The organism is Myxococcus sp. XM-1-1-1, assembly GCF_020037095.1.
GTDB lineage: Bacteria > Myxococcota > Myxococcia > Myxococcales > Myxococcaceae > Myxococcus > Myxococcus fulvus.
In genome coordinates this window covers 119647-145409 of the sequence record NZ_JAIQDH010000008.1, presented here as the reverse complement: position 1 = coordinate 145409, position 25763 = coordinate 119647, and the positions used below count along the sequence as shown (strand labels likewise).

At 70.6% G+C, this 25763-nt stretch carries 19 protein-coding genes and 2 pseudogenes; 13 read left to right on the top strand and 8 right to left on the bottom strand.

The genetic code is table 11. From position 1 onward, the window contains the following. Nucleotides 1-5 precede the first annotated feature (5 nt). From K8640_RS17855 to K8640_RS17835, 5 genes are all read right to left on the bottom strand, one after another. Entirely contained in the window at nt 6-1559 is a 1554-nt protein-coding gene (locus K8640_RS17855; protein WP_370640360.1) for a nitrogen regulation protein NR(II), read from the bottom strand. A 46-nt stretch (nt 1560-1605) separates the two neighbouring features. Then, nucleotides 1606-2856, bottom strand: coding sequence for a type II secretion system F family protein (locus K8640_RS17850; protein WP_223748118.1), 1251 nt, complete (start codon nt 2854-2856; stop codon nt 1606-1608). A gap of 58 nt (nt 2857-2914) precedes the next feature. Further along, a complete protein-coding gene (locus tag K8640_RS17845) occupies nt 2915-4027 on the bottom strand; it encodes a type IV pilus twitching motility protein PilT (protein WP_141329361.1) in 1113 nt (370 codons plus the stop codon). A gap of 40 nt (nt 4028-4067) precedes the next feature. Next, nucleotides 4068-5768 (bottom strand): type IV-A pilus assembly ATPase PilB, encoded by a 1701-nt coding sequence (gene pilB, locus K8640_RS17840; protein ID WP_141329363.1) that lies wholly within the window; start codon nt 5766-5768, stop codon nt 4068-4070. A 213-nt stretch (nt 5769-5981) separates the two neighbouring features. Then, nucleotides 5982-6908, bottom strand: a complete 927-nt coding sequence (locus K8640_RS17835) for a bifunctional riboflavin kinase/FAD synthetase (protein ID WP_223748117.1) — start codon at nt 6906-6908, stop codon at nt 5982-5984. Between the two features lie 66 nt (nt 6909-6974). Here K8640_RS17835 and K8640_RS17830 point away from each other — a divergent pair, with 66 nt between their 5' ends. The 6 genes from K8640_RS17830 (at nt 6975) to K8640_RS17805 (ending at nt 13957) form a co-directional block, all read left to right on the top strand. Continuing rightward, on the top strand, nt 6975-7595 hold the full coding sequence (locus tag K8640_RS17830) for a tRNA (guanosine(46)-N(7))-methyltransferase TrmB (RefSeq protein ID WP_223748116.1): 621 nt from the start codon (nt 6975-6977) through the stop codon (nt 7593-7595). A 110-nt stretch (nt 7596-7705) separates the two neighbouring features. Then, nucleotides 7706-8749 (top strand): diguanylate cyclase, encoded by a 1044-nt coding sequence (locus tag K8640_RS17825; RefSeq protein ID WP_223748115.1) that lies wholly within the window; start codon nt 7706-7708, stop codon nt 8747-8749. Between the two features lie 55 nt (nt 8750-8804). Beyond that, the gene (locus K8640_RS17820; protein WP_223748114.1) at nt 8805-9221 is read left to right on the top strand and encodes a hypothetical protein; all 417 of its coding nucleotides are present in this window, start codon (nt 8805-8807) and stop codon (nt 9219-9221) included. A 373-nt stretch (nt 9222-9594) separates the two neighbouring features. After that, on the top strand, nt 9595-10458 hold the full coding sequence (locus tag K8640_RS17815; protein WP_223748113.1) for a hypothetical protein: 864 nt from the start codon (nt 9595-9597) through the stop codon (nt 10456-10458). 71 nt (nt 10459-10529) lie between these two features. Continuing rightward, nucleotides 10530-10952 carry a cupredoxin domain-containing protein gene (locus K8640_RS17810; protein ID WP_223748112.1) on the top strand — a complete coding sequence of 141 codons (423 nt, stop codon included), beginning with the start codon at nt 10530-10532 and terminating at the stop codon, nt 10950-10952. Between the two features lie 56 nt (nt 10953-11008). Then, a complete protein-coding gene (locus K8640_RS17805) occupies nt 11009-13957 on the top strand; it encodes a helicase C-terminal domain-containing protein (protein WP_223748111.1) in 2949 nt (982 codons plus the stop codon). An 84-nt stretch (nt 13958-14041) separates the two neighbouring features. On the opposite strand, the gene K8640_RS17800 is transcribed toward K8640_RS17805, so the two are convergent. After that, a complete protein-coding gene (locus tag K8640_RS17800) occupies nt 14042-14782 on the bottom strand; it encodes a signal protein (RefSeq protein ID WP_223748110.1) in 741 nt (246 codons plus the stop codon). Then, nucleotides 14779-15528, bottom strand: a complete 750-nt coding sequence (locus tag K8640_RS17795) for a HEAT repeat domain-containing protein (RefSeq protein ID WP_074950705.1) — start codon at nt 15526-15528, stop codon at nt 14779-14781. Before K8640_RS17795 ends, K8640_RS17800 begins: the two co-directional genes overlap by 4 nt. Before the next feature lie 163 nt (nt 15529-15691). On the opposite strand from K8640_RS17795, the gene K8640_RS17790 reads away from it, so the two are divergent. From K8640_RS17790 to K8640_RS17770, 5 genes and pseudogenes are all read left to right on the top strand, one after another. After that, a complete protein-coding gene (locus tag K8640_RS17790) occupies nt 15692-16474 on the top strand; it encodes a hypothetical protein (protein ID WP_223748109.1) in 783 nt (260 codons plus the stop codon). A 284-nt stretch (nt 16475-16758) separates the two neighbouring features. Then, a pseudogene (locus tag K8640_RS17785) lies at nt 16759-17175 on the top strand (DapH/DapD/GlmU-related protein); the annotation flags it as partial. Between the two features lie 192 nt (nt 17176-17367). Next, nucleotides 17368-20064 carry an alanine--tRNA ligase gene (alaS, locus tag K8640_RS17780; protein WP_223748107.1) on the top strand — a complete coding sequence of 899 codons (2697 nt, stop codon included), beginning with the start codon at nt 17368-17370 and terminating at the stop codon, nt 20062-20064. Further along, nucleotides 20061-20726: a hypothetical protein gene (locus tag K8640_RS17775; RefSeq protein ID WP_223748106.1), complete on the top strand. Its 666-nt coding sequence runs from the start codon at nt 20061-20063 to the stop codon at nt 20724-20726. Before alaS ends, K8640_RS17775 begins: the two co-directional genes overlap by 4 nt. Next, nucleotides 20723-21019 (top strand): annotated as a pseudogene (locus K8640_RS17770) (TIGR02266 family protein); the annotation flags it as partial. The gene K8640_RS17775 and the pseudogene K8640_RS17770, both read left to right, overlap by 4 nt. Before the next feature lie 41 nt (nt 21020-21060). Here the strand turns inward: K8640_RS17770 and K8640_RS17765 are convergent. Next, nucleotides 21061-23127 (bottom strand): hypothetical protein, encoded by a 2067-nt coding sequence (locus K8640_RS17765; RefSeq protein ID WP_223748295.1) that lies wholly within the window; start codon nt 23125-23127, stop codon nt 21061-21063. Between the two features lie 271 nt (nt 23128-23398). Here K8640_RS17765 and K8640_RS17760 point away from each other — a divergent pair, with 271 nt between their 5' ends. Continuing rightward, complete coding sequence (locus K8640_RS17760) at nt 23399-25018, top strand: Hsp70 family protein (protein WP_223748287.1); 1620 nt, start codon at nt 23399-23401, stop codon at nt 25016-25018. Between the two features lie 121 nt (nt 25019-25139). After that, nucleotides 25140-25763, top strand: a complete 624-nt coding sequence (locus K8640_RS17755; RefSeq protein ID WP_141329484.1) for an outer membrane beta-barrel protein — start codon at nt 25140-25142, stop codon at nt 25761-25763.

The window sequence follows — 25763 nt, the reverse complement described above, 5'->3', positions numbered from 1 at the left end:
GGTCGTCACAGCGGCAACCCCACGACGAACTCCGTTCCCTCGGCCGGGTCCGAGCGCACGCGGATGGAGCCCCCATGCGCGCGGACGATGGAATGCGCGGTCGACAGCCCCAGCCCCGTGCCCCCGTCCCGCGTGGTGAAGAAGGGCTCGAACAGGTGTCCCATCATCTCCTCCGTGATGCTCCCCGCCGAGTCCCACACCCGAATCTGCGCTTCCTTCTCACTCCTGGCCAATCCCACCTTCACCTCACCCCTGGGCCCCGCGGCCTGGAAGCCGTTGCGCACCAGGTTGATGAGCACCTGACGCAGCTGGTCCGGGTCCACCGCGGCCATCAGCGGCTCGCGCGCGGACACCTCCACCCGCACGTCCCGGGCCAGCGGGTCCGCGCGCAGCATGTCCACCGTCTCCGTCAGGAGCGAGTCCAGGGGCACCTCCCGCCGCACCGGCTCCGGAGGCCGCGCGAAGCGCAGGAAGTCCTCCACCAGCCGCCCCAGCCGGTCCGACTCGCGCACCAGGATGTTGGTGAGCTTCTGCACCACCACGTCGCTCGAGCGCTCCTGCGCGAGCAGCTGCGCCGAGCCCCGCATCGCCGCCAGCGGGTTTCGCAGCTCGTGCGCCAGCTGCGCGGAGAGCGTCCCCAGGCTCGCCAGCCGGTCCGAGCGCTCCAGGTCCTCCTCCATCCTGCGCAGCTCCGTCAGGTCCTGGAACACGATGAGCAGCGCGCCCGACTCACCCTCCAGCGGCGTCACCGACAACCCCAGGATGCGACGGCGGCCCTGCTCCGCGCCCACCACCAGCTCGCCTCGCGACGAGCGAGGCGCCAGCACCGACACCCCCGGCAGGAGCGCCTCCAGCGGCTGGCCCACGCCCTCGACTCCCTCCACCTGGAGGATGGCGCGCGCGGCGGCGTTGACGAAGGTGACGCGGCGCTGCGAGTCACAGGTGATGAGCCCCGACGGCATGGAGGACAGGATCTGCTGCTGCAGCCCACCCAACCGGCGCAGGTCGGCCTCGCGCGCCGACAGTGCGCCGCCCGTGGCGGACAGCTGACGCGACAGGTAGCCCGCCAGCACCGCGATGAGGCCCAGCGCGAGCAGGTTGCTGCCCAGCACGAACAAGCCGCGGCTGGACCACACTGGCCCCAAGGGCGCCGTGTCCGTCAGCCGCAGCACCACCACCAGCGAGGAGAAGGACACCGCGCCCGCAGCCGCCACCCACAGCGCGCCGCGCCAATCCAGCACCACCGCGGCGCCGATGACGGCCAGGCTGTAGAGGAACGTGAGCGGCGAGTCGGAGCCACCGCTCAGGAAGACGAGGCCCGTGGCGATGACCACGTCGCCCAGCACCTGCACCCACGCATCCAGCCGCCCCGCCCTCTCGCGCCGCAGGCGGATGCCCACCACCACCGTGGACACATAGGCCGCGATGATGACGGCCAGGGACAGCGAGTCCGCCCGGCTCGGCTCCTCGAGGGGTTGGAGCAGCAGTCGCCCCACGGTGATGACGAGCGACAGGCTCGCCGCCACCGTGCGGAACAACACCAGCCACACCAGGCGCACGCGGAGCCGCTCGGCCTCGTCCGCGCGCACGCTGGAGACGACGGAGCTACTTGATGGCACCGGCAATGGAGAAGATGGGCAGGTACATGGCGATGAGGAAGCCGCCGACCACGCCGCCGAGGAACACCATCAGGAGGGGTTCGATCATCGCCGTCAGCGCGCCGACGGCGGTGTCCACCTCGTCGTCGTAGAAGTCGGCGATCTTGTTGAGCATGGTGTCCATGGCGCCCGTCGCTTCACCGACGCCAATCATCTGCACCACCATGGAGGGGAACACCTTCGTCTCCAGCAGAGGGCCCGCGATGTTCTTGCCCTCGGCGATCTTCCCGCGCACGTAGTAGATGGCCTCTTCCACCGTCTTGTTGCCGGCCGTCTTCGCCGTCACGTCCAGCGCGTCGAGGATGGGCACGCCGGAGGAGATCATCGTGCCCAGGGTGCGCGTGAAGCGCGCCACGGCCACCTTGCGCAGCACGGGCCCGAACAGCGGCATCTTCAGGAACACCTTGTCCCAGAACTTGCGGCCCTTGGGCTGCTTGTAGCTCCAGGAGAAGGACACCACCACCACGGTGATGGAGGCGACCACGTGGAACCAGTACGCCTCCGCCCACGCGGACAGGTCCACCACGAACTGGGTGGGGGCCGGCAGCGCCGAGCCGAAGTCCGCGAACATGGCGGCGAACACCGGCGTCACCTTGAGGAGCAGCAGCGCCGTCACGCCGACGGCCACCAGGATGACGATGGCCGGGTAGGTCATCGCGCCCTTGACCTTGCGCTTGAGCTTCTCGCTCTTCTCGCGGTAGGCCGCGAGCCGGTTGAGGATGGTGTCGAGGATACCGCCGACCTCGCCGGCCGCGCACAGCTGGACGTAGAGCTCGTCGAAGACCTTCGGATGCTCCTTGAGCGCGTCGGCGAAGGTGCTGCCCTGCTCCACCTTGCCCTTGATGGCCAGCAGCACCTTCTTGAAGGCCGGGTTGTCCATCTGGCTGGCGAGGATGTCCAAGCACTGCACCAGCGGCAGACCCGCGTCGATCATCGTCGCGAACTGACGGGTGAAGACGAGGATGTCCTTGCCCGTCACACCGCCCATGCCCGGCAGGGTGATGTCGCCGTCGAGCGCGCTCTTCTTGCGCACCTTGACGGGGTTGAGACCCAGGGACTTCAGACGGGCGTTGACGGCCTCGGAGTCCGAGGCCTCCATCTCACCCTTCTTGGTCTCACCGCTCTTGGTCTTCGCCTCCCAGAGGAACTGGGCGGTGTTCTTCTTGGAAGCTGACTTCTGGACTGCCTGTGCTGCCATGAGCTCGACCTCCGCGGACGCGCGCGCGAGTCTAACCGCTGAATCTCAAAACCAGGAACTAACGACCCGCCGCTCCCCCGGCCGGCCGCTGGGCCCCCGGTACCACGCCGCCCGTGGCCAGGATGTTGCGCAGCTCCTCCGGGTCGCTGGAGCGCCCGAAGGCCTCGTCCTGCGAGATGACCCGTCGGAGCAGCAGCGCCGCCAGGGCCTGGTTGAAGGTCTGCATGCCGTACTTGGCCTGTCCCACCTGCATGGACGAGTAGATCTGATGGACCTTGTCCTCGCGGATGAGGTTCCGGATGGCGGGGTTGGGCACCATGACCTCCAGCGCCAGCACGCGTCCCGGAGCGCCCGCCTTGGACACCAGGGCCTGGCTCATCACGCCCTCCAGCACGAAGGACAGCTGGGCGCGCACCTGCGGCTGCTGGTACGGCGGGAACACGTCCAGCACGCGGTTGATGGTCTGCACCGCGCTGTTGGTGTGCAGCGTCGCGTAGCAGATGTGACCCGTCTCCGCGATGGTGAGCGCCGCCTCGATGGTCTCCAGGTCGCGGAGCTCACCGACCAGCACCACGTCCGGGTCCTGGCGGAGGATGTACTTGAGGGCCGTCTTGAAGTTGCGGGTGTCCGCGCCCACCTCGCGCTGGTTGACCAGGCAGTTCTTGTGCGGGTGCAGGTACTCGATGGGGTCCTCGATGGTCATGATGTGCTCATGACGCTCGGTGTTGATCTTGTCGATCATCGAGGCCAGCGTGGTGGACTTGCCCGAGCCCGTGGGGCCCGTCACCAGGATGAGGCCGCGGGGCTTCTTCACCAGCTCCGCGACGATGGGCGGCAGGCCCAGCTCCTGGAAGGTCAAAATCTTGAACGGAATGGTGCGGAACGCGCCGGCCACCGCGCCGCGCTGCATGAAGATGTTGGCGCGGAAGCGCGACAGCCCCTTCACGCCGAAGGACAGGTCCAGCTCGTTGTCCTCCTCGAACTTGTGCTTCTGGGCGTCCGTGAGGATGGAGTAGCAGAGCTGCTTGGTCTCCACGGGCGTCAGCGGCGCCGTCTTCAAGGGGACGAGCTCGCCGTCCACACGCAGCTGGGGCGGGGAGCCGGTGGTGATGTGGAGGTCGGAAGCGCCCTTCTCGACCATCGCCTTGAGGAGCTGGTGCAGGTTGGCCACGGTGGGGGTGTCCTTCGAATCAGTCTGGGGGAGGAAGTGACTAGAAGCGGTCCGGGGCGGTGTTGCCCACGACTTCTTCCAGGGTGGTCGCGCCGTCCATCACCTTCTTGAGGCCGCTCATGCGCAGGCTGCTCATGCCCAGGCGGATGGCCTCCTGCTTGAGCTCGGAGGCGGACGCGCCGTTGATGACCAGCTCCTTGAGGCCGTCCCAGAAGGGCATGACCTCGTAGATGGCCACGCGGCCCCGGTAGCCACGGTCGTTGCAGTCGCGGCAGCCGACCTTCTCGTACAGGGTGAAGGTGCCCATCTTGTCCGGGGGGATGCCGGCGTCGATGAGGGCCTGCTCGTCCACCTTGTCCGCGGGCTTCTTGCAGGCCGGGCACAGCCGGCGCGCCAGACGCTGGGCGAGGATGAGGTTGAGCGAGGCGGTCACCAGGAACGGCTCGATGCCCATGTTGAGCAGGCGGCTGACCGTGCCCGGGGCGTCGTTGGTGTGCAGCGTGGAGAGCACCAGGTGGCCGGTGAGGGCCGCCTTCACGCCGATCTCCGCCGTCTCGAAGTCGCGGATCTCACCAATCATGATGATGTCCGGGTCCTGGCGGAGGAACGAGCGCAGCGCGGCCGCGAAGTTCAGGCCGATGTCGTCGTGCATCTGCACCTGGTTGATGCCGGCGAAGTTGAACTCGACCGGGTCCTCCGCGGTGGAGATGTTGGTGCCCACGTCGTTGAGGCTGGAGAGCGCCGAGTACAGCGTCGTCGTCTTGCCCGAGCCCGTGGGGCCCGTCACCAGCACCATGCCGTAGGGCCGGTCGATGGCCTCCTTGAACCACGCGAGCGGCTGCGGGTCGAAGCCCAGCTTGGTCATGTCCAGCTGGAGGTTGCTCTTGTCGAGCAGACGCATCACGACCTTCTCGCCGAAGAGCGTGGGACACACGCTCACGCGGAAGTCCATCTCCTTGCCGCCGCCCATCTTGATCTTGATGCGGCCGTCCTGCGGCAGGCGCCGCTCGGAGATGTCCAGCGAGGCCATGATCTTCAGACGCGAGGTGATCGCGTTGCGAAGCTTCATGGGCGGCCGCATCACCTCGTACATCACGCCGTCGATGCGGAAGCGGACCCGGAAGTCCTTCTCGTACGGCTCGATGTGGATGTCGGACGCGCGCTTCTTGATGGCGTCCATCAGGATGAGGTTCACCAGCTTGACGACGGGCGCGTCATCCGCGGCCTTCGCCATCTCGTCGATGTTCTCCGTCTCCTCCTTCGCCAGCTCGATGTCGTCGCCGACGTCGCCGACGATCTCCTCCATCGAGGGGCCCTTCTCCGCGTAGTAGCGCTCGATGGCCTCGCGGATGGAGACCTCCGAGGCCACCACCGTCTCGATGTTGTAGCCGGTGAGGAACTTCAGGTCGTCCACGGCGAAGATGTTGGACGGGTCGCACATGGCCACGATCAGCGACGGGCCCGCGCGGTTGACCGGAATCACCAGGTGCTTCTCGGCCACTTCCTTGGGCACGAGCTTGATGATGTCCGGGTCGATGTCGAAGTCCTTCAGGTTGATGGCCGGCACGCCGTACTGCTTGGAGAGGAAGTCGGTGAGCTTCGACTCCTCGATGGCGCCCGTCTTGATGAGCGCGGTGCCGATGCGCGTGCCGCTCTTCTGCTGCTCTTCCTGGGCCTTGCGAAGCTGCTGGACGGAGATGAGGTTCTCGCGGACCAGCAGTTCACCCAATCGACCGGACATTCGTGAAGCCTCTTCCTTGTGGCAAAGAAGGACGAAGCGGGCGGGGGCCCACCTCGCTCCAGGGGAGACGCGGGCGTTGCCTCGGGGCCCCACAGCACCTTTGGCACGGTTCCTGACTGCGAATTAGAGGGGAGCCGCTCACATCCGTCAAGGCGCCCCCTCGGGCCGCCGGATCCGCCAACCCGTTGAACACTCACGGGAAAAATGCGGGGCTCAGGCGCCGGTCCTGGCAATCACCGTGCGAGCGGCCTCGACATCCCGCTTGATCTGCCCCGTCAGCTCCGCCACGGAGCCGAAGCGCTGCTCGGGGCGCAGCCGCTCCAGGAACTGCACCCGCAGCTCGCGGCCGTAGATGTCCCCGGAGAAATCCAGGAGGTGCGCCTCGATGGTGACCTCGGTGCCGCCGAAGGTGGGCTTGATGCCGATGTTCGCCGCGCCCCCGTGCCACGCGCCCTCCGCATCCTTGAGGAAGCGCACCCGGATGGCGTAGACGCCCGGCGCCGGCCGCAGCTCGTTCTGCGTGTCCACGTTGGCCGTGGGAAAGCCGATGGTGCGCCCGCGACCCGCCCCCGCCACCACGGTGCCGTCCAGATCGAACGGGCGGCCGAGCAGGCGGCACGCCGCGGACACCCGGCCCTCCAGGATGTACTCGCGCACCCGCGACGACGAGGCGACGACGCCGTCCACCGTGACGGGCGTCACCACGTGCACCCGGGCGCCCCGGCGGCCCGCGGCCTCGCGCAGCGTGTCCACCGTGCCCGCGCGCGCGGCGCCATAGGTGAAGTCGCTGCCCACCACCACGTGCGAGACGCCCAGCCTGTCGAAGAGCGTGGCCTCGAAGTCGCCGGGCCCCGTGCGGGCATAGTCGCGCGAGAAGGCCTGCACCACGGAGGCCTCCAGCCCACAGGCGGCGAGCAGCTCCAGGCGCCGGGGCAAGAGCGTGATGAGCTTGGGCGCCAGGTCCGGCTGGAGCACCTTGCCCGGGTGGGGGTTGAAGGTGAACGCCGCCGGGGACGCGTGCTTGCGCGCCTCCGCGAACAGGGCCTGGTGGCCCACGTGCACGCCGTCGAAGTTGCCCAGAGCCAGCGCCCGGCCCTCGAGCGCCCGGCCCGCCTCCGCCACCGAGTGGAAGACCTTCATGCCCCCCCTATACCAGTGTTTTTCCCTGGCCAGACCCCGCTTGGCCGTGGTTGGAGCGCCTGGAACATGCCCCGCCCTCGCCTGCTGCCAGACCCCGTCGGACTCCACCTCGTCGAAATGGCCACCCCTCCCGACTGGGACGCCGAGTTCGGCTTCGCGGGCCCCCTGGAGCTCGAAATCGGCTCCGGCGCCGGCGGCCACGCCCTGGAGTACTGCCGCCGAAATCCCCAGGTGCGCTTCGTCGCCTTCGAGTGGCGCAAGAAGTACGCCCGCGACACCCAGGACCGCGCCGCCAAGGCCGAGATGAAGAACCTGCGCGTCGTCGAGTCCGACGCCCGCTTCGTCGTGCCCCGCATCTTCGCGGACAACTCCCTGGCCGCCATCCACCTCCAGTTCCCCGACCCCTGGTGGAAGCGCTCCCACGCCAAGCGCGCCGTCGTCCAACCCGACTTCGCGAAGCTCCTGCTCGCGAAGCTCGTCCCCGGCGGCCTCTTCGACATGCGCACCGACGTCCAGGACCGCGCCGTCAACATGCTCTCCATCCTGGAATCCGTGGGATTCCACAACCCCTTGGGTTCCGGCGTTTTCCATCCGTATGACCCGGAGGAGGTGCCCTCCACGCGGGAGCGGCGGTACCTGTCGTCGGGGGAGCCGGTGTACCGGGCGCGGCTGCGCAAACCGCTCTGAGCGCATGAAGTGACGGGCACTTGCCGTCCCCCTTGGCTTCGGTGGGGACGGCGGGTGAGAATCAGAGCCATTCTGGCAGCGCGGGATGATTGCACTGGGGGCGCAACCGCATGGCGGACGGCGAGAGGAAGAAGACGCAGGAGGTCGCGCGTCGGGCGGGGACAGGCGGGGAGCTCAGTGGGCGGACGGTGCTCATCGTCGACGACGACCCGGCGCATGTGGCGCACGTGCGCGAGGGGCTGGCGCCGCGGGGCTACGTGTTCAAGGAGGCGCACGACGGGACACAGGCCCTGTCGGCCATCCGCGAGTCGCGGCCGGACCTCATCCTGATGGACGTGGAGATGCCGGGGCTGGGCGGCGTGGAGGTGTGCCGCATCATCAAGGCGAACGCGGGGGAGGACGGGTTCGGCTTCATCCCGGTGATTCTGATGACGGCGCGCCAGGCGGCCGGGAAGGTGGAGGGGCTGGAGCTGGGCGCGGACGACTACCTGGTGAAGCCCTTCGACATGCTGGAGCTGTCGGCGCGGGTGAAGTCGATGCTGCGGCTCAAGGCGCTGCAGGACGCGCTGGTGGAGAAGAACCGGGAGCTGGACCGGGCCAACAAGGAGCTGGCCAAGAAGCGCGAGGAGCTGCTCGCGCTGTCGCGCACGGACGGGCTGACGGGGCTGTACAACCGGCGCTGCTTCGAGGAGCGGCTGAGCGAGGAGTTCGCGCGCTCCAGGCGCTACCAGTCCCCGCTGTCGCTGGTGATGCTGGACATCGACCACTTCAAGCGCATCAACGACACCTTCGGCCACGTCTTCGGGGACCAGGTGCTCAAGGCGGTGGCCCAGACGACGCGCGCGCGGCTGCGCGAGGTGGACATGCTGGCGCGCTACGGCGGCGAGGAGTTCATCGCGCTCCTGCCGGAGACGGCGCCCCAGGACGCGCTCAAGGTGTGCGAGCGCGTGCGCGAGGCCATTGCGGCCCTGGGCGTGGAGCACGTGGGCGCGGACGGAAGGCCCCAGCAGGTGCGACTGACGGCGTCACTGGGCGTGGCGACGGTGCCCTCCCCGGATTTGGAGACGGCGGAGGCGCTCTTGCGCGCGGCGGACGCGGGGCTCTACGCGGCCAAGGGAGCGGGGCGAAACCGTGTCCAGCAACACGTTCCGTGACACTGCCTCACCAGAGGCTTTCCCCCGGCGCTGGTTTGACCTAAACCCCACTCCCATGCGCCTGACCGCGACGACGCCCTGGTTGCTGGCCCTGCTCCTGGTGGGCATGGGCGGCTGCAACCAGCCCCGCTTCGGCACACCGCAGGACGCCTATACCTCCTTCCACCGGCTGGTGAAGCGCGGTGAGCTGCGTCAGGCCTGGGGCGCGTTGTCCCAGCCGACGCAGGCGGCCCTCCAGAAGAGGGCGCAGGCGGTGAGCGATGCCTCCGGTGGCGCGGTGAAGGCCGAGCCCCTGGGCCTGTTCTTCGCGAATGTCCCCCCTCCTCCGGATGTTACGGAGGTCTCCCTGGTCCGGGAGGCGGGCGACGAGGCGACCGTGCTCGTGCGCTCGTCAGGCAGCACCCATGAGGTCCGGATGGTCCGGGAGCCGTCTGGGTGGAAAGTGGACCTCTCAGCCTCCCTCCAGCCGTGAAGCCGGGCATGCCCGGGCTCCTCGCATCAGGTAACGTACGACTGTGAACGATCGGAAGACACGGCGGGTCATCCCCGCGGTCGAAGTCATCCGGCGGCCGGCCTCGACGCCCGGCAGCGCTGGGCAGAGTCCGTCCCCCTCGGACTCCCCTGCGCCCACGCCGCGCCCCACGCCCCGCCCCACCACGGCGGGTCCGGCGGCCCCCGTCGCGCCCCGTCCCGCGGGCGTGGCGCCCACGCCCCGTCCCGCCACTCCGGCGGCGGCCGCCCCGGCGAGCCCCGCCGCGCCAGCCCCCTCGCCCGCGCCGCGTCCTTCGGTGCCGGTGGCCTCCAGCGCTCCCCGCCCCTCGGGCGTGGCGCCGGGCGCCCGGCCGATGGCGCCTCGCTCGCCTGGAGGGCCCGGTGGCCCGGGTGGACGTCCGGGCGGCTTCGGTGGCCGTCCCGGGGGCTTCCGCTCCTCGGCGCCCCGGCCCCCGCCCACGCCCGAGCAGATCCTCGCGCTCGCGCAGCGCGAGCACGTTCCGGCGCGCATCGCCAAGGGTGAGCTGGAAGGCAAGATGAAGTGCCGCATCTGGCGCAAGCTGCACGCCGAGGAGGCCAAGCGCTTCGACCAGGTCTACGAGCTGATGGGCCAGACGCCGGGGCTGTCGCTGGGGGACGCGTTCGGCGTGCTCCAGAGCGGCATGACGGTGGCGGAGTTCATGGCGCGCAAGGAGCGCACCCAGCGCAAGGCGGCCATCAAGCAGGCGCGCGGCGAGGTGGACAACGCCGTCGTCGCCGAACTGCTCTCGGGCCTCATCGCCGGCAAGACGGAGGTCTCCGTGGTGCTGGCGGAGCGCTCGCTCCTGGACACGCTGGTCGCCGAGGAGCCCATCGCCTTCACGCTGGAGCGCACCGGGCGGCTGGAGAAGCTGCAGGTGGTGCTGCTGGCGCGGCGCGGGGAGTGGGAGCGGCTGCTGCCCGGCCTGGAGCGCGACGCGAAGCTCACCCAGAAGCCCGCGACGGTGGCCCGTCAGCCGGACAAGCGGCCGTACTCGGACCCGCGCGCGTTCCTGGACCACCTGGGCCAGCAGGTGAAGCTGGTGCTGCGCAACGGCATCACACTCCAGTTGCCGCTGATGCACGTGGGCCGCTTCGACCTGCTGTTAGGCGAGACGGGCCACGAGGTGTTCGTCCCGCTCCACGCGCTGCTGCGCTTCGAGCCGGTCGCCGCGAGCGCTCCCGCCACCGAGGCCTGAAGCCAAGGCCGCGGAATTTCGCGGGGGCGCCGCCCCTTCCTCCATCTTTCGCCGAGCGAGGCACCCACTCCATGCGCCCCTTCATCTCCCGCATCATCAAGCCCTGGCTCGCGCTGGCCGCGACGGCCGCCATGGTGGGCGCCACCCAGCAGGGCTGCACCAAGGACACCCCGCCCGCCGCCGCCGCGGCCCCCGCGCCCACCGTCCCGGAGAAGCGGGAGAACGGCGTGCGCGTGGTGGAGCTGACGGTGACGGAGAAGGGCTACGAGCCCAGCCCCGTGCAGCTCAAGAAGGACGAGCCGGTGAAGCTGGTGGTGACGCGCAAGACGGACCAGACGTGCGCGACGGAAGTCGTGATGGACGACTACGGCATCAACACCGCGCTGCCGCTGGGCCAGCCGGTGGACATCACCTTCACGCCCAAGACGTCCGGCAAGCTGGTGTACGGCTGCGCCATGGGGAAGATGATTTCCGGCGTTTTCCTGGTGGAGTGAAGACGTAGGCCGAAATCTGGGCACCGCGCCGGGGAGGAGTAGTGTGCCGGCCCTGCATGGGCGGCGCGGCGGAGCTCTTCACGCGGCATGTCTTCCTGGACCTCGAGACCACGGGGTTGGATCCACGTGCCGACGAAATCATCGAGCTGGGGTGTCTGTTCTTCGAGAACGGGCGCGAGGTGGACCGCTTCGCGCGGCTGTACTCGGCGTCCAAGCCCCTGCCCCTCACGATTCGTCGGCTCACGGGCCTGACGGACGCGGACCTGGAGGGCCGGCCACGCTTCGGCGTGGACCTGGAGGACCTCAAGGCGCGGCTGACGGGCTGGACGGTGGTGGCGCACAACGCCTCGTTCGAGAAGGGCTTCCTGCCGGACCTGTTGGGCTCCATTCGCGCGCCGGTGCTCGATTCGTGCGAGCTGATGCACTACCTGCACCCGGAGCTGCCCAGCCACTCGCTGGAGTCGCTCTTGCGCTGGGCGGGGCTGGGCATCCGCCAGCCGCACCGCGCGGTGTCCGACTGCGAGGCGGTGTACGCGGTGCTCGTGCAGACGATGGAGCGCTGCATCAGCGACGGGCGCGGCGAGGACCTCGCGGACCTCGTGGCCACGCTGGACCCTCGGGCGGCGCGGCGGCTGGGCTCCGCTGACGTCCTCGAGGAGGGCGCGTTCGATTACGACGAGTGGCCGCTGCTGGAGTTGCTGTCGCGACTGAACGCGGCCTGCCGGGCGAGGCCCATGCCGCTGGCGCTCGAGACGCAAGGCGGCTTCCTGCGCGGACGTCCGGAGCGGCGTCGCGCGGCGGGCATGCCCGCGGTCGCGGAGCCCGAGGCCGAGACGCCGGTGGTGCCGGTGCGGGCCGACGAGGTGTCCGCGATTCTGGGCGCGGGCGGAGCGCTGGAGCAGCGTGAAGAAGGCTTCCGCAGTCGGCCCGCGCAGCTCGACATGGCGCAGGCGGTGGCGCGCGCGTTGTCGGACGGGGAGCAGGTGGCGGTGGAGGCGGGCACGGGCACGGGCAAGTCGCTCGCGTACCTGACGCCCGCGGCCCTCTTCGCCGCGCGCAACGGGCGGAAGGTCGGCGTGGCGCCGCACACCAAGACGCTGCAGGACCAGCTGCTGGAGAAGGACCTGCCCCGCCTGCACCGCGCGCTGGGGGGCACGTTCGGCTACGCGCTGCTCAAGGGCCAGTCGAACTACCTGTGCCGCCGCCGCGCGCTGGAGGCCACGCGCGTGGAGCCGGGCATGGGGCACAACGCCCGCGCGCCCCGGGCGTACCTGCGCGCGTACCTGCGCCGCAGCGTCGAGGGAGACCTGGACCGGCTGAGCCACTGGTTCCGCGAGCGCTTCCCGGTGCTGATGGGGTTGATGCCGGCGGTGCGCTCCGAGGCGGCGACGACGCTGGGCGACAGGTGCCCGCATCACCACCGGTGCTTCTACCACTCGGCGGTGGCCCAGGCGCGCGAGGCGGACGTGCTGGTCATCAACCAGTCACTCGCCTTCGCGTGGCCCGCGCGCTACCCGAAGCTCGAGCACCTGATTCTCGACGAGGCGCACGAGGTGGAGGACGTGGCCACCACGGCGCTCACCGTGGAGCTGTCGGACCTGGCCTTCCACCGGCTCACCGAGCGGCTGCACGGACGAGACGGACGACACGGCCTGTTCGCCGAGCTGCGGCGCGCGCTGTCCGCCTCCCGGCGCGAGGAGTCCCGCGCGCTGATGGGTCAGGTGGAGGACGCGCTGCGCCGGCTGATGGACGAGGCGCGGGACCTGGGCGCGCGGGTGACGGAGCTGTGTGAGCCCTCGGCGACGGCGGCCGGAGAGGACCCGGACGAGGGCGCCTATGCCCCGGAGCTGCGCGTGACGGAGGCCGTGCGCGCGCTGCCCGCGTGGACGCCGGTGCGAGAGGGGCTGGAGCTGGTGCGCGGCGCGCTGCAGGCGCTGCACACGCTGCTCGCGGTGCGCGTGCTGGAGGCCCTGCCGGAGCTGGCGGCGCGGATGCCGGCGCTGGAGCGCGAGCTGTCCGGCGCGACGACGGAGCTGGGAGAGCTGTCGACGCTGGCCACGGAGCTGTCGGGCGAGGCGGCGGCGGGGCGGTGCTACTCGGCCACGGCCGAGCCCCGGCGTCAGCGCTGGAGCGTGGGCGCGCAGCCGGTGGACGTGTCCTTCCACGTGTCGCGCGACTTCGCCGCGAACAAGCGCGCGCTGGTGCTCACCTCCGCCACGCTGGGCCCGAGCAACGGGAGCGGCACGCCCTTCGTGTTGAAGCGCCTGGGGCTGGATGGCCGGGGCGACAAGCCCGCGCCCCGGTTGTTGCGCGCGCCCTCACCCTTCCAACTGCACGAGCAGGCGCTCGTCGTGCTCGTCACGGACGCGCCGCGCGCGCACGAGGAACCCTTCGTCGACTGGGCCGCGACGCGCATCTCCGGCCTCGCGCAGACGATGGGCGGGCGGCTGTTGGGGCTGTTCGCGTCCACGCGGCGCATGGAGCGCGTGGGCGCGGAGGCTCGCAACCGGCTGGAGCCGCTGGGCATCGAGGTGCTGCGGCAGTCCCGAGGCCACGGCCGCTCCCTGGCGGCGCGGCAGGAGCGCGACACGGGCACGGTGCTCTTGGGCACGAAGAGCTTCTGGCAGGGCGTGGACATCCCCGGGCGCGGCGTTGGGTGCGTCTTCATCGACAAGCTCCCGCTGGAGCCCGCGCTGCGTCCGCTGGTCGCCGCGCGCGAGGAGCCGCTGGCCCGCGCGGGGGGCGAGTATCAGGGATTCCTCCAGTACCGGCTGCCGCGCGCGCTGCTCCTGCTGCGGCAGGGCGTGGGGCGGCTCATCCGCTCCACCACGGACCGGGGCGTCGTCATCATCGCGGACCCGGGGCACCCCAGCTACCGCGCGTACCTGATGAACGCCCTGGAGGGCTACCGCGTGGAGGCGCTGCCGTGGGCGCAGGCGCGCCTGCGCATCCACGGCGTGCTCAAGCAGACGGGGCTCCTCGTGGACTCACCCGCTCCGCGCTGAACAAGGCTCAAGCGTCCAGGCGCGCTCGGAAGCGGGACTCCAGCGCGCGCAGCTCGCCTGACGCCCCGCCACGCTGAGCGCGGCTCAAGCGTCCAGGCGCGCTCGGAAGCGGGACTCCAGCGCGCGCAGCTCGCCGAGCGACTCACCCGACGCCCCGCTCCGCTCCGCGACCTCCAGCGCCTTCGCCAAGGCCCGCGCGTCCTCTTCGCTCTGCTCGCGCAGCCGCTGCATCATCGTCCGCGTCGCGTCGAACAAATCCTTCAGCTCGTCACCATCGCGCAGGCCATACGACGGGGGACGCAGCTTGCCCTCCGCCACCTCCCCCACCATGCGCCGGATGCGCAGCAGCGGGCCCGCCACCCGGTGCGTCACGACGATGGTGCCCAGCGCCACCACGGCGATGAAGGCCAACAGGAACGCGCCCAGCACCCACCACGTGGCGCGCTGGCGCCACTCGAGCTCCGCGCGCTGCGCGACGATGGCCGCGCGCTCCTGCTCGTAGGCCGCGTCGATGGTCTGCGCCTTCTCCCGGAAGGCGGCCTCGAATGCCGGGTCATCCATGCGCGCGAGCAGCTCGTTGGAGAGCGTGGCGCTGGACAGCTCCCGGCTCACCTCCGCGGCCTTCGAGCGCGCCTCCACCGCCGTCGCCGTCTCCTGCATCAGCGCCCGCGCCGAGCGCACCAGGAACACGCCCAAGAGCGCCGACAGCACCAGCGTCACGCCGACGATGTACGCGGTCAGCTTGAGCTGGAAGCTCGTATCCAGCAGGAAGTTGCGCCAGCGCCGCTTGGGGGCCGCCTGCTGCGCCGTGCTGCTCGTCGTCATGTGTCGTTGCTCCACTCGAAGGTTTCGGCGGCGTCCTCCACGGCGCGGGGGACCAGCGCCTTGAGGAGGTCCGCGGGCTGCGCGCCCCCGGCCTTCACGTCCACCTGCCCCAGCAGGGACAGGTCCGGGTAGGTCATGCAGACGATGGCCACCCGCAGGCCCCCACCCTCCATGGGGTGGACCTCCGGGGTGATGCGAAATCCCCGCACGCCCAGCTTCTTCAGCGCGCCCTTGGCCTGCGCCTTGGTCTCCTTGGCGGGCGCCAGCACCGCCCCCCGGCGCACCAGCCGCGAGCGCAGCCGTGCCTCGGTGGCCTTCACCAGTTCCGGCGGCAGCGAGCGCGTCAGGTCCTTCATCCCCTCCATGGCGATGTACAGCCGGGCCGGACGCGCCTGGTACTCCTTCAGCGCGCTCACCGCCTCGCGCACCGCCGCCTGCACCGCCGCGTCCGCCTCGTCCTTGTGGGCCTCCAGGCAGGGCAGCGCGGAGGACTCCAGGAGCTTCGCCAGCGACTTGGCGACGGCGGCGCGCACCAGCTCGCTTGCGTCCTTGAGGCCGGGGCACAGCACGGCCACGGCCTCCGGGTCCTCGGTGGCGCCCAGCACGAGCGCCGCCTGGGAGCGGGAGCGAGGGTCCTTGCCCTGCTGGAGCTGGCGCCCCAGGAACGCAAGACGGGTATCCCCCTGGGCGAGGGTCGCGCCGGGCGCGAGGAGGAGCAGGAGCAGGGAGAGAGCGGGCAGCCGCATGGCGGGGGAGGGCGACTCGCAGTGTAGCGCCGTGTGCCCGGTGACGAACAGTTGCCTGGAGGGCGGGCCGTTCACACCCACCTCCCCTCCCCTCGTAGGCGTCGTGGATCCGACCTGGGGCCATCCTGGGGTAACGTGCGCCCGGTCCAGGAGGGCATGCCCGGTGTCATTCGCTTCCCGGTTGGAAGGTCTGCTGCAGCAAGTGGGATTGAGCGGCGTGGTGGAGGAGGTGCGCACGCGCCTGGGCTACGCGCGCCCGAATCCTCCCCCCGCCCACAACGGCCATGGCGCGCCCCGCCCCATCGAGCGCAGGGAGTCTCCGGTCGCCCCCGCGCCCCCCGGCGCCCCCGAGCCCACGCGCGTCGAGCGCACCCCGCGCCCGCGCCCCATCATCGAGGAGCCACCAGCCCCCGCCGCCGAGGTCGCGGCCGAGGAGCCCGCGCCTCCGACGAAGGCCGCGAAGGCGCGAAAGGCCAAGGTGACGAAGAGCGCGAAGGGCGCCCCCAAGGCTCCCGCGCCGAAGCCGGGCAAGAGCAGCCCCGCCCGGAGCAAGCCCCGCGCGAAGAAGCGCGAGAGCCCGGCCGCGGCCGCATCGCCCACCGCGGACGCGGGACAGGCGGTGGACCGGTTGATGGCGGCGCTGCGGACGCATCCGCGTCACGAGGAGCTCGCCTCCGCGGGCAAGCTGAAGGACCAGCTCGTGCGCTCACTGATTCCGCTCTACCTGGCGCGCGCCGCGGAGCTGGACATGGAGGTGACGTCGGGGACGACGTCGCGCTTCTGGGGCGAGCTGGGCGTCACCTACGCGGCCCCCAACGCGGCCAAGGCCCTGAGGCTGCACGCCGGGTACGCCCAGGACACCAAGAAGGGCAAGGCCATCACCGCCAAGGGCGTGCAGTACGTCGAGGACGCACTCAAGCGCCTGCGCGACGGCGAGGCCTCCTGAGCCCCCTTGGCCACCGGGGCGAGTGTCGGACCGGTGGCACTTGGAGGTCCAAGGGGGCGTGGTGAGGTTGGCTGGCGGACGCTCGCGGGCCCCTGGCCAACGAGCAACTGGCCGGGACGCGGGCTCCCCCTAGATTGGCGCGGAGCCATGGCTTCGACGCGCCCGTCCTCCTGGATGCCCCCTCCGACGCCCGCTGCCTCCCACTCCGGGATGGCGTCCTGGGCCGAGGAGCGCCTTGGGGCCCGGCCGTCGTCGGGCCGCCGGGGGACGGGACGGGGTGGGACATGGGTCCGACGGCGCTGACCTTCTACCGGGCCGCGAGGCGGCTTCGCACGCTGGGTGTCCCGATGCTGCCGGGCATGGTGGCCGCGGTGGGCGACCGACTCCTGCACAGCCACGTGGACATCGACGCGCGGCTGCATGCCTCGGTGGGACTGGGCTACGGCGGCGTGGGCGTGGTGGTGGCCCCCGGCGTGGAGGTGGGCGAGGGCAGCTTCCTGTCCCAGAACGTCAGCGTGGAGCCGCAGCTGGGTGTGCCCGGCGTGCCGCGCATCGGCCGCAACGTCTACGTGGGCGTGGGGGCTCAAATCATCGGCCCCGTCACCGTGGGGGACGGCGCGGTGATTGGCGCGGGCGCCCTGGTGACGGCGGACGTGCCGCCCCTGGCCGTGGTGGCGGGCATGCCCGCCCGGGTGGTGAAGGTGAAGCAGACGATGTCACACGGGCACTGACGCGGGGCCTTCCGGGAGGCGGCCCCTGTCCGGTGTCCCCTCCCCCACCGGCCATCCAGGCGGCTCGGGGGTTGTCGGAGTCTCGTCGGTCGGGGCGTCCACCCCTCCATGCAAACTCCAAGAACTCCTGCGCGGCCCACTCTTGTGGCATATACCCACACCATGCCTTCCGCCCTGACCGCCTCCGAGATTCGAGAGGCGTTCCTCAAGTTCTTCGAGGAGCGTGGACACCGCCGCGTCCCGTCCTCCTCGCTGGTGCCCGCCAACGACCCGACGCTGCTGTTCACCAACGCGGGCATGGTGCAGTTCAAGGATGTCTTCACGGGCCGCGAGCGCCGTGACTACAGCCGCGCCACGACGTCGCAGAAGTGCGTGCGCGCCGGCGGCAAGCACAACGACCTCGACAACGTGGGCTACACGGCGCGCCACCACACGTTCTTCGAGATGCTCGGCAACTTCTCCTTCGGCGACTACTTCAAGGCGGACGCGATTGCGTACGGCTGGGAGTTCGTGACGAAGACGCTCGGCCTTCCCCCCGCGCGGCTGGCCATCACCGTGTTCAACGGCGAGGGCGGCATCCCCTGGGACGAAGAGGCGTTCGAGCTGTGGGCGAAGCAGGGCGTCGCCCGTGAGCGCATCTACAAGCTCGGCCTGAAGGACAACTTCTGGTCCATGGGAGAGACGGGCCCGTGTGGCCCCTGCTCCGAGATCCACTTCCACCAGGGCGACGACATCCCCTGTGTCGAGGAGGCTGCGGGCAAGAAGTGTCAGGGGGTCGCGTGCGACTGCGACCGGTGGCTCGAAATCTGGAACCTCGTGTTCATGCAGTTCGAGCGCAAGGAGAAGGACGCGCCGCTGATTCCGCTGCCCAAGCCGTCCATCGACACGGGCGCGGGCCTGGAGCGCATCGCCTCCGTCGTGCAGGGCAAGCGCTCCAACTACGACACCGACCTGTTCCAGAGCATCATCGCGAAGGTGGTGGAGGTCTCCGGCAAGCCGTACTCGCAGGAGACGGGCGCTTCCCACCGCGTCATCGCGGACCACAGCCGTACCGCGGCGTTCCTCATCTCCGACGGCGTGCAGCCCTCCAACGAGGGCCGGGGCTACGTCCTGCGCCGCATCATGCGCCGCGCCATCCGCCACGGCACGCTGCTGGGCCTGGACCAGGTCTTCTTCTTCAAGGTCGTGGACCGGGTCATCGAGCTGATGAGTGACGCGTTCCCGGAGCTGCGCGACAGCCGGCCCTTCATCCTCAAGGTCGCCGAGCACGAGGAGGAGAGCTTCCGCCGCACGCTCAACCGCGGCATGAAGATGATCGACGAGAGCGTCGCCCGGCTGAAGCAGTCCGGCGAGAAGCTCATGTCCGGCGCGGACGTGTTCCTGCTGCACGGCACCTACGGCTTCCCGTGGGACTTGACGCAGATCATCCTGCGGGAGCACGGGCTCGACGCGGACCTCCCCGGCTTCGACGCGGAGCTGAAGAAGGAGGCCGAGCGCAACGAGGGCGGCAAGCTCACCAAGGACAAGGCCATCGGCGACGTCTACCTCAAGCTCATCGAGAAGCTCGGGCCCTCGGAGTTCCTGGGCTACGAGGGCGAGGGCCACGAGGGCGAGGGCAGCATCCGCGCGCTGATTCGCGACGGCGTGGAGGCGGTCCAGGCGTCCCAGGGCGACAAGGTGGAGCTGGTGCTGGACCGGACGCCGTTCTACGGCGAGTCCGGCGGCCAGCTGGGCGACACCGGCGACATCGTGGGCCACGGCGGCAAGGCGAAGGCCAAGGTGCTGGACGCGCAGCGCCCGGTGCAGGGGCTCATCGTCCACACGGTGGAAATCACCGAGGGCACCTTCAAGGTCGGCGACATGGTGCAGGCGGCGGTGGACGTGGAGCGGCGCAAGGCCATCCGCGCGAACCACTCCGCGACGCACCTGCTGCACAAGGCGCTCAAGCTGGTGCTGGGCGAGCACGTGAAGCAGGCGGGCTCTGTCGTGGCGGCGGACTTCCTGCGCTTCGACTTCTCGCACTTCGGTCCGATGACGACCGAGGAGTCGGAGAAGGTCGAGGACCTGGTCAACGGCTGGATTCGCGACAACGCGGCGGCGCAGACGCGCGTCATGACGCTGGAGGACGCGAAGAAGTCCGGCGCGGTGGCGATGTTCGGTGAGAAGTACGGCGAGACGGTGCGCGTCGTCACCGTGCACCCGGAGTCCACCGAGCTTTGCGGCGGCACGCACGTCAAGCGCAGCGGCGACATCGGCCTGTTCAAGATTTCGAGCGAGAGCGGCGTGGCGTCCGGCGTGCGGCGCATCATCGCGCTGACGGGCGTGGGCGCGTTCCAGCACGTGCGCGAGCAGGAGCATGAGCTGCGCAAGGTGGCGGAGCTGCTCAAGACGTCGCCCAAGGACGTCGTCAAGCGCGTGGAGGCGACGCAGAAGCGCGTGAAGGAGCTCGAGCGCAAGGTGGAGGAGGTCTCCGTCAAGGCGCAGACGGCGGGCAGCAAGGACCTGCTGGAGCAGGCGCGCGACGTCAACGGCATGAAGGTGCTGGCCACGCGCGTGGACCCGGCGGACGACAAGGTGTTCCGCGGCATGGCGGACCAGCTGCGAGACCGCATCCAGTCGGGCGTGGTGGCCATCGGTGGTGAGAAGGACGGCCGGGCCATCATCCTCGTCGCGGTGACGAAGGACGTGGTGGCCAAGGGCATCAGCGCGGGTGAGCTGGTCCGGGAGATGGCCAAGGAGGTCGGCGGCAAGGGCGGTGGCAAGCCCGACATGGCGCAGGCCGGCGGCCCGGACTCGGCGAAGCTGCCCGCCGCGCTCGACAAGCTGTACGAGCTGGTGAAGGGAGCTGGCGCCGCGTGAGCCCTCGTGTCCGCCTGGCCCTGGTGTCGGTGACGCAGCTCCTGGCCGTGGCCCTCCTGTCGGGGGGCTGCACGAAGGAGGAGCCTGCGTCCGGGGCCCTGGGCACGGCGGACGAGCGCACGCTGCAGAAGCTGCGTCAGGAGGTGGACCGGGTGAACCAGGGCGGCCGTCCCACGCCCGGTCCCGAGTCGACTCGGGGAGACCCGAACGCGCAGCTCGCGGGGCTCGCCGCGGGGTTGGACGATGCGGCGCCCCGGCGGCTGGAGCTGCCGGAGTCGAATGCCACGGTGCACGTGGACACGGTGGCGGTGAAGCTCACGGGCCTGGAGTCCTCGCACTCGGTGAAGGGCTCGGGGAAGCTGAGCATGACGACGGAGGAGCTGTTCCTCCGGGTGCAGTTGGTGACGCAGAACGTGGGTCCCGCGCCGGTGACGATGGATTGGGATGCGGCGCGGGTGGTGGGCGCGCGGGAAGCGACGTATGGGATTGCCCGGGATGCGCAGGTGCTCGCGGGGACGCGTCCGCTGCGCCGCACGTGGGCGCTCGAGGAGCGCTCGGACGTCATCCTCATGTTCGAGCTGCCCCCGCCGGCCCTGAAGGAAGGTGACCTCCAGCTGGTCATCCCGGGGACGGGGGGAGAGGTGCGGATCCCCCTGCGATGAGCGGGCTTGTTCCCAAGCTGCTTCCGCTGCGCATCCGTCTTCCGTACGGCACGGAGGAGGAGTTCATCGACAAGTATGGCTCGAACGTGGCGCGCGGCGGCGTGTTCATCGCCACGCGCGCGCTGAAGCCCGAGGGGACGGGGCTCGCGTTCGAGTTCGTGCTGGCGGATGGGAGCCGGCTGTTGCGCGGCGAGGGCGTGGTGGTGAAGGCGCAGGTGGAGTCGGGCGCGGGGCGCTCCGGCATGACGGTGCGCTTCGTGAAGCTGGACGCGGCGAGCAAGGCGCTCGTCGACCGCGTCGTCGCGCGGAAGGGGCCGCCCGAGCCCGCGCCGCATCAACTGGTTCCCGGGTTGGTGCGCAAGGGACGGCCCACGCCGGCACCCGCGGCACCGCCGGTGAGTCCCGGGGGCTCGAACTCCGAGGCGGCCCGGCCTGGTCCGTCCGAACTGAGTGAGCGGGCGTCGGACGCGGAGGCTGCGCCTCCCGCGCCTGGGTACGAGGCTCCGCGCGATTTCGGTTCGGAGGCGGAGTCGCGGGCCGCTGACGTCGAGGATCCCCGTGACGCGGAATCGGAAGCCGCGTCACCGTCCGCGGGATTTGAAGCATCGCGCGCGGAGCCTGAGCATGAGCATGAGGCCGTGGCCCGGCATGACGAAGGTTCTGGGACAGGGCCCGTCACTTCGGAATCGACGACGGCGGGCACGGCCGACAACCAGGCGGAGCCGGCACACGCGCAGGTGGATGCGAGCACCGCTCCGCCTCCCGATGCATCCGTGGGCGATACCGGGCTCGACTTCGACATCACCGCGAGCCTGTTCGGTCCCGATGACGACGAGCCCGCCGATGCTTCCGGCCCCCCTGGAGCGCGGCCGCTGACGGCGGAGCCGCTGGGGACGACGGCCTCGCCAGAATCGCGATCGACTCTCACGGCTGAGGCGCTCTTCGGCGACGACTTCGACGCGCGGGACACCCCGCCTTCATCGCCGACCGCGGAGCCCGCTGAGACAGCGGAACCTGCGACGAGTGCCGATTCAGACTTCATCTCGGAAGCACGGTCCGAGTCGACGCAGCGGCCATCGACTCCTGCCTCGACGGCGAATGATGCGTCTCGCTTCGAGGCCGTGACGGCCGGTTCGGAGCCTTCGACGACTTCGGCTACCGGCGTCGAGGCATCAACGAGCCCCGATGCTGCGGACACGTTGGGCACAGCTCCAACGAGCGATGACGGGGCCTTCCAGTCAGTCGACCCGACGACCTCTTCGGGGCACGGCACCAAAGGCGTCACCCTCGCCGTAGCATCCGCATCCACGGGCACGACAGAACCCACTGCGTCGACCCAGACCACCGATTCGGTGGAGTCCAGCACCGCGAATGTCTCCAGTGGCCCGGAAGTGCCCCTCAACACGTCCGTGGCCACGGGCAGCACGACAGAATCCAGTTCGTCGACGCCCAGCCTCACGAACATCACCAGGGCCGACGAGGTGTCCTCCATCACGGGCACGACCGAGTCGGCCTCGTCGACACAGCCCACTGAATCGACCACCGTCGGCGCGGCTGGCGTGCCTGCCACTGAGGGAACGACCGAATCGGCGTCGTCGACACAGCCTGTGTCGAACTTCTTCAATGAACCGGAAGTAACGGCATCTACGAGCACGACCGAGTCGGCCGCGGCAGCGCCGACCACTGCATCGACCAGCATCGGTCCAGTGGACGTGACCGCCACCGCAGGAACGCCTGAGTCGGCTTCGGCAACACAGCCCACTCCATCGACCAGCATCGATGCTGCAGGCGTAACCGCATCGACGGGCTCGACTGAGTCGGCTTCGACGACACAGCCCACTCCATCGACCAGCATCGATGCTGCAGGCGTAACCGCATCGACAGGCACGACCGCGTCGGCTTCGACGACCCTGCCCACAGCGCCGAGCGGCATCGGTGCGGTAGGCGTGACCACCACCGCGGACACGACCGAGTCGGCTTCGACACTGCCCACAGCGCCGAGCTTCGAGGCAGCAGACGCGACCACCACGGCGACCACGCCTGAGTTGGCCTCGTCGACACAGCCCACTGAATCGACCGGCGTCGGTGCGGAAGGCGTGACGGCATCCACGAGCCCGACCGATTCGACCCCGACAACACAGTCCACTGCATCGAGCAGCCTCGATGCAGCAGGCGCGGCGGCATCCACGGGTACATCCGAGTCAGCCTCGTCGACACAGCCCACTGCGTCGCTCAGCGTCGGTGCGGCAGACACCGAGGGCACGACCGAGTCAGCTTCGTCGACACAGCCCACTGGATCGACCGGCGCAGGTACCGCAGACGTGACCGCCACGGCTGTCACCACCGAGTCGGCCTCGTCGACACAGTCCACTGCATCGACCAGCGTCGGTGCGGCAGACACTGAGGGCACGACAGATTCGGCCCCGTCGACACAGTCCACTGCCTCAACCAGCGTCGGTACGACAGACGCGACCGCCACCACGGGCACGACAGAACCGGGTCAGTCGGCACACCTCACCGCTGCACCGCCCAACAGTACCGGTGCCACAGGTACGTCCGTCACCACCGCCCCCACTCCCGCGACACGTCCCAACACCGAAGCGCGGGCCGCGCCCAGCGACGCCCCGACTCCTCCACAAGATGCCGACACCGCGCGCAATCGCCGCCGCGCGCTGCTCGACGTTCCCGTCTCCGCGCCCACCACCTCCCCCTCGCTCCCCGAGGTCGTCCTCGGCATCGACCTGGGCACCTCTCACGCGCGCGTCGCCGTCTTCCACGACGGCATCGCCCAGCTCGTCCCGCTCCCGGGCACCGACGGCCACGAGCTCCCCGCCCTCGTCGCCGTGGACGGCAACGAAGAGCTGCTCGTCGGCCCCGCCGCACAGGTCGAGGCCACTCGCGCCCCACGTCGCGCCGCGCCCGGGCTCATGCGACTGCTCGGCCTGCGCGCACGCTCGCCCCGCCTGCGCACCCTTGCCCCGCAGCTCCCCTTCCCCGTCGCCGCGGACCCGAGCGGGGATGCCTCCGTGGAGCTCGGGGGACGCCTCGTCGCCCCCACGCTCGTCACCGCGCTCCTCCTGCGCGAGCTGAAGCACGCCGCGTCGACGTTCGTCGGCCGCAAGGCCACTCGCGCCGTCATCTGCGCCCCCACCCACTTCACCGACCGACAGCGCGCCGCCCTGCGTGACGCGGCCACCATGGCCGGACTCGATGCCCAGCGCATCCTCACCGCTCCCGCCGCCGCGGCCCTCGCCCACGGTCACGGCAAGGGCCTGGCTCGCAAGCGCGTGCTCGTCGTGGACCTCGGTGGCGGCGGGCTCGGCGTGTGCGTCGTCCAGGTCACCGGCGACGACCTCGAGGTCATCACCACCGGCGGAGACCCCACCGTGGGCGGCCTCGACTTCGACGCCCGCATCGCCGAGGCCCTCGCCAGCGACCTCGCGGCCCAGGGCATCCCCCGCCCCGAGCACCCGCTCGACTGGGGCCCCCTGCGCAGCGCCGCCGAGTCCGCCAAGATGGCCCTCACCGAGAAGGACCAGGTGGACGTCTGCCTGCCCTCGGGAAGCGTCCCCCCGCTCAGCCGCGAGCGCATGGAGGCCCTCACCGCGGACCTCGCCCAGCGCGTGACGTCCGTCGTGCGCGAGGTCCTCGACTCCAACGCCCTCTCGCCTCAGGGACTCGACGCCGTGCTCCTCGTGGGTGGCCAGGGCCGCACGCCCCTCGTCCGCCGCCGCCTGGAGGAGAGCCTCGGCGTCCCCGTGCGCGACGACGTGGACGCGCGCGGCGCCGTGGCCCTGGGCGCGGCCCTGCTCGGCCACGGAATCGTGCTCGCCGAGGGCGGCAAGCCCGCCGCCTCCGTCTCCGAGGTCCTCTCCGCCCCCATCGGCGTCGCCGAGCGCGGAGGCACCCAGCGCCGCGTGCTCGAGCGCACGACGCGACTGCCCGCGGGCAAGACACTCGTCATCCCCGTGCCCGCGCCCGGCCCGCTGGAGCTCGCCCTCTTCCAGGGCACCGCGCCGCTCGTCGCGGAGAACGAATACCTCGGCCGCCTCTCGCTCAACGTCGAACGCCCGGGTGAGGTGGAGCTGCACTTCGCGCTCACCGCCGACGCCGCCCTGTCCCTCGAGGCCACGCTGCCAGGCGTGCGCCGCCAGCCTGTCTCCCTCGCCCTGGAGGACCTGGACGACGCGGGGCGCGAGGCGCTCGTCGCCCGCTCGCCGCTGGTGGGCGAGCCCGAGGCGCGTCCCAGTGGCCTGCTCTCCGGGCTGAAGAAGCTCTTCGGCCGCCGCTGAGCGCCCCTTCGTCCGGCTCCTGTCGGACCTTCCGAACCACCGCCGCTCCAGTGGCCTCTCTCTGTAGCCGACTCAACGGATGCCCAGCTTTCCGCTGACCGGATTTACGAGGAGGTAGTCGATGCGACGTTCGATGGTGGGAGGAGTCGCCGTGGCGACCGTGGCGCTGGCGAGCCCCGCGTTCGCGATTGAGGCCCAGAAGGTGGCGGGGGCCCTGGACGTGAGGCAGCAGCCCGAGGTCGGCCTCGACGTGCGATTGGGCCTGGGCAGCTTCACGGGGGACCTGGGCGAAGACGTGGGCGTGGGCCCCCTCTTCAGCATCAACGCCGACGCCCAGGCCTGGAAGTACGTGGGAATCGAAGTCGGCTACGAGCTGCAGCGCATGCCCGTCGACTCGCGGCGCATCGACGATGAGGACGCGGGCCTGTGGCGCAACAACCTGGGCCTGATGGCCAAGGCGGGCCCGCTCATCGACGAGAAGTGGCGGCCCTTCGTCGGCGCCGGCGTGGGCCTGAGCTACGTGGACCCCTCCGACGGCGCGGATGGCGTCTACGACAGCGACTGGATGACCGAGCTCCCGCTCGCCGCCGGCGTGGACTACCGCCTGGGCAGCGTCCTCTTCGCGGGCGCCCGGGCCACCTACCGCCTGCTGGGCGGCGAGAACATGGTGGACCGCCCCGGCACCACCAGCGCCGCCAAGGGCAGCCTCTTCAACGCCAACCTCACCCTGGGCGGCCGCTTCTAG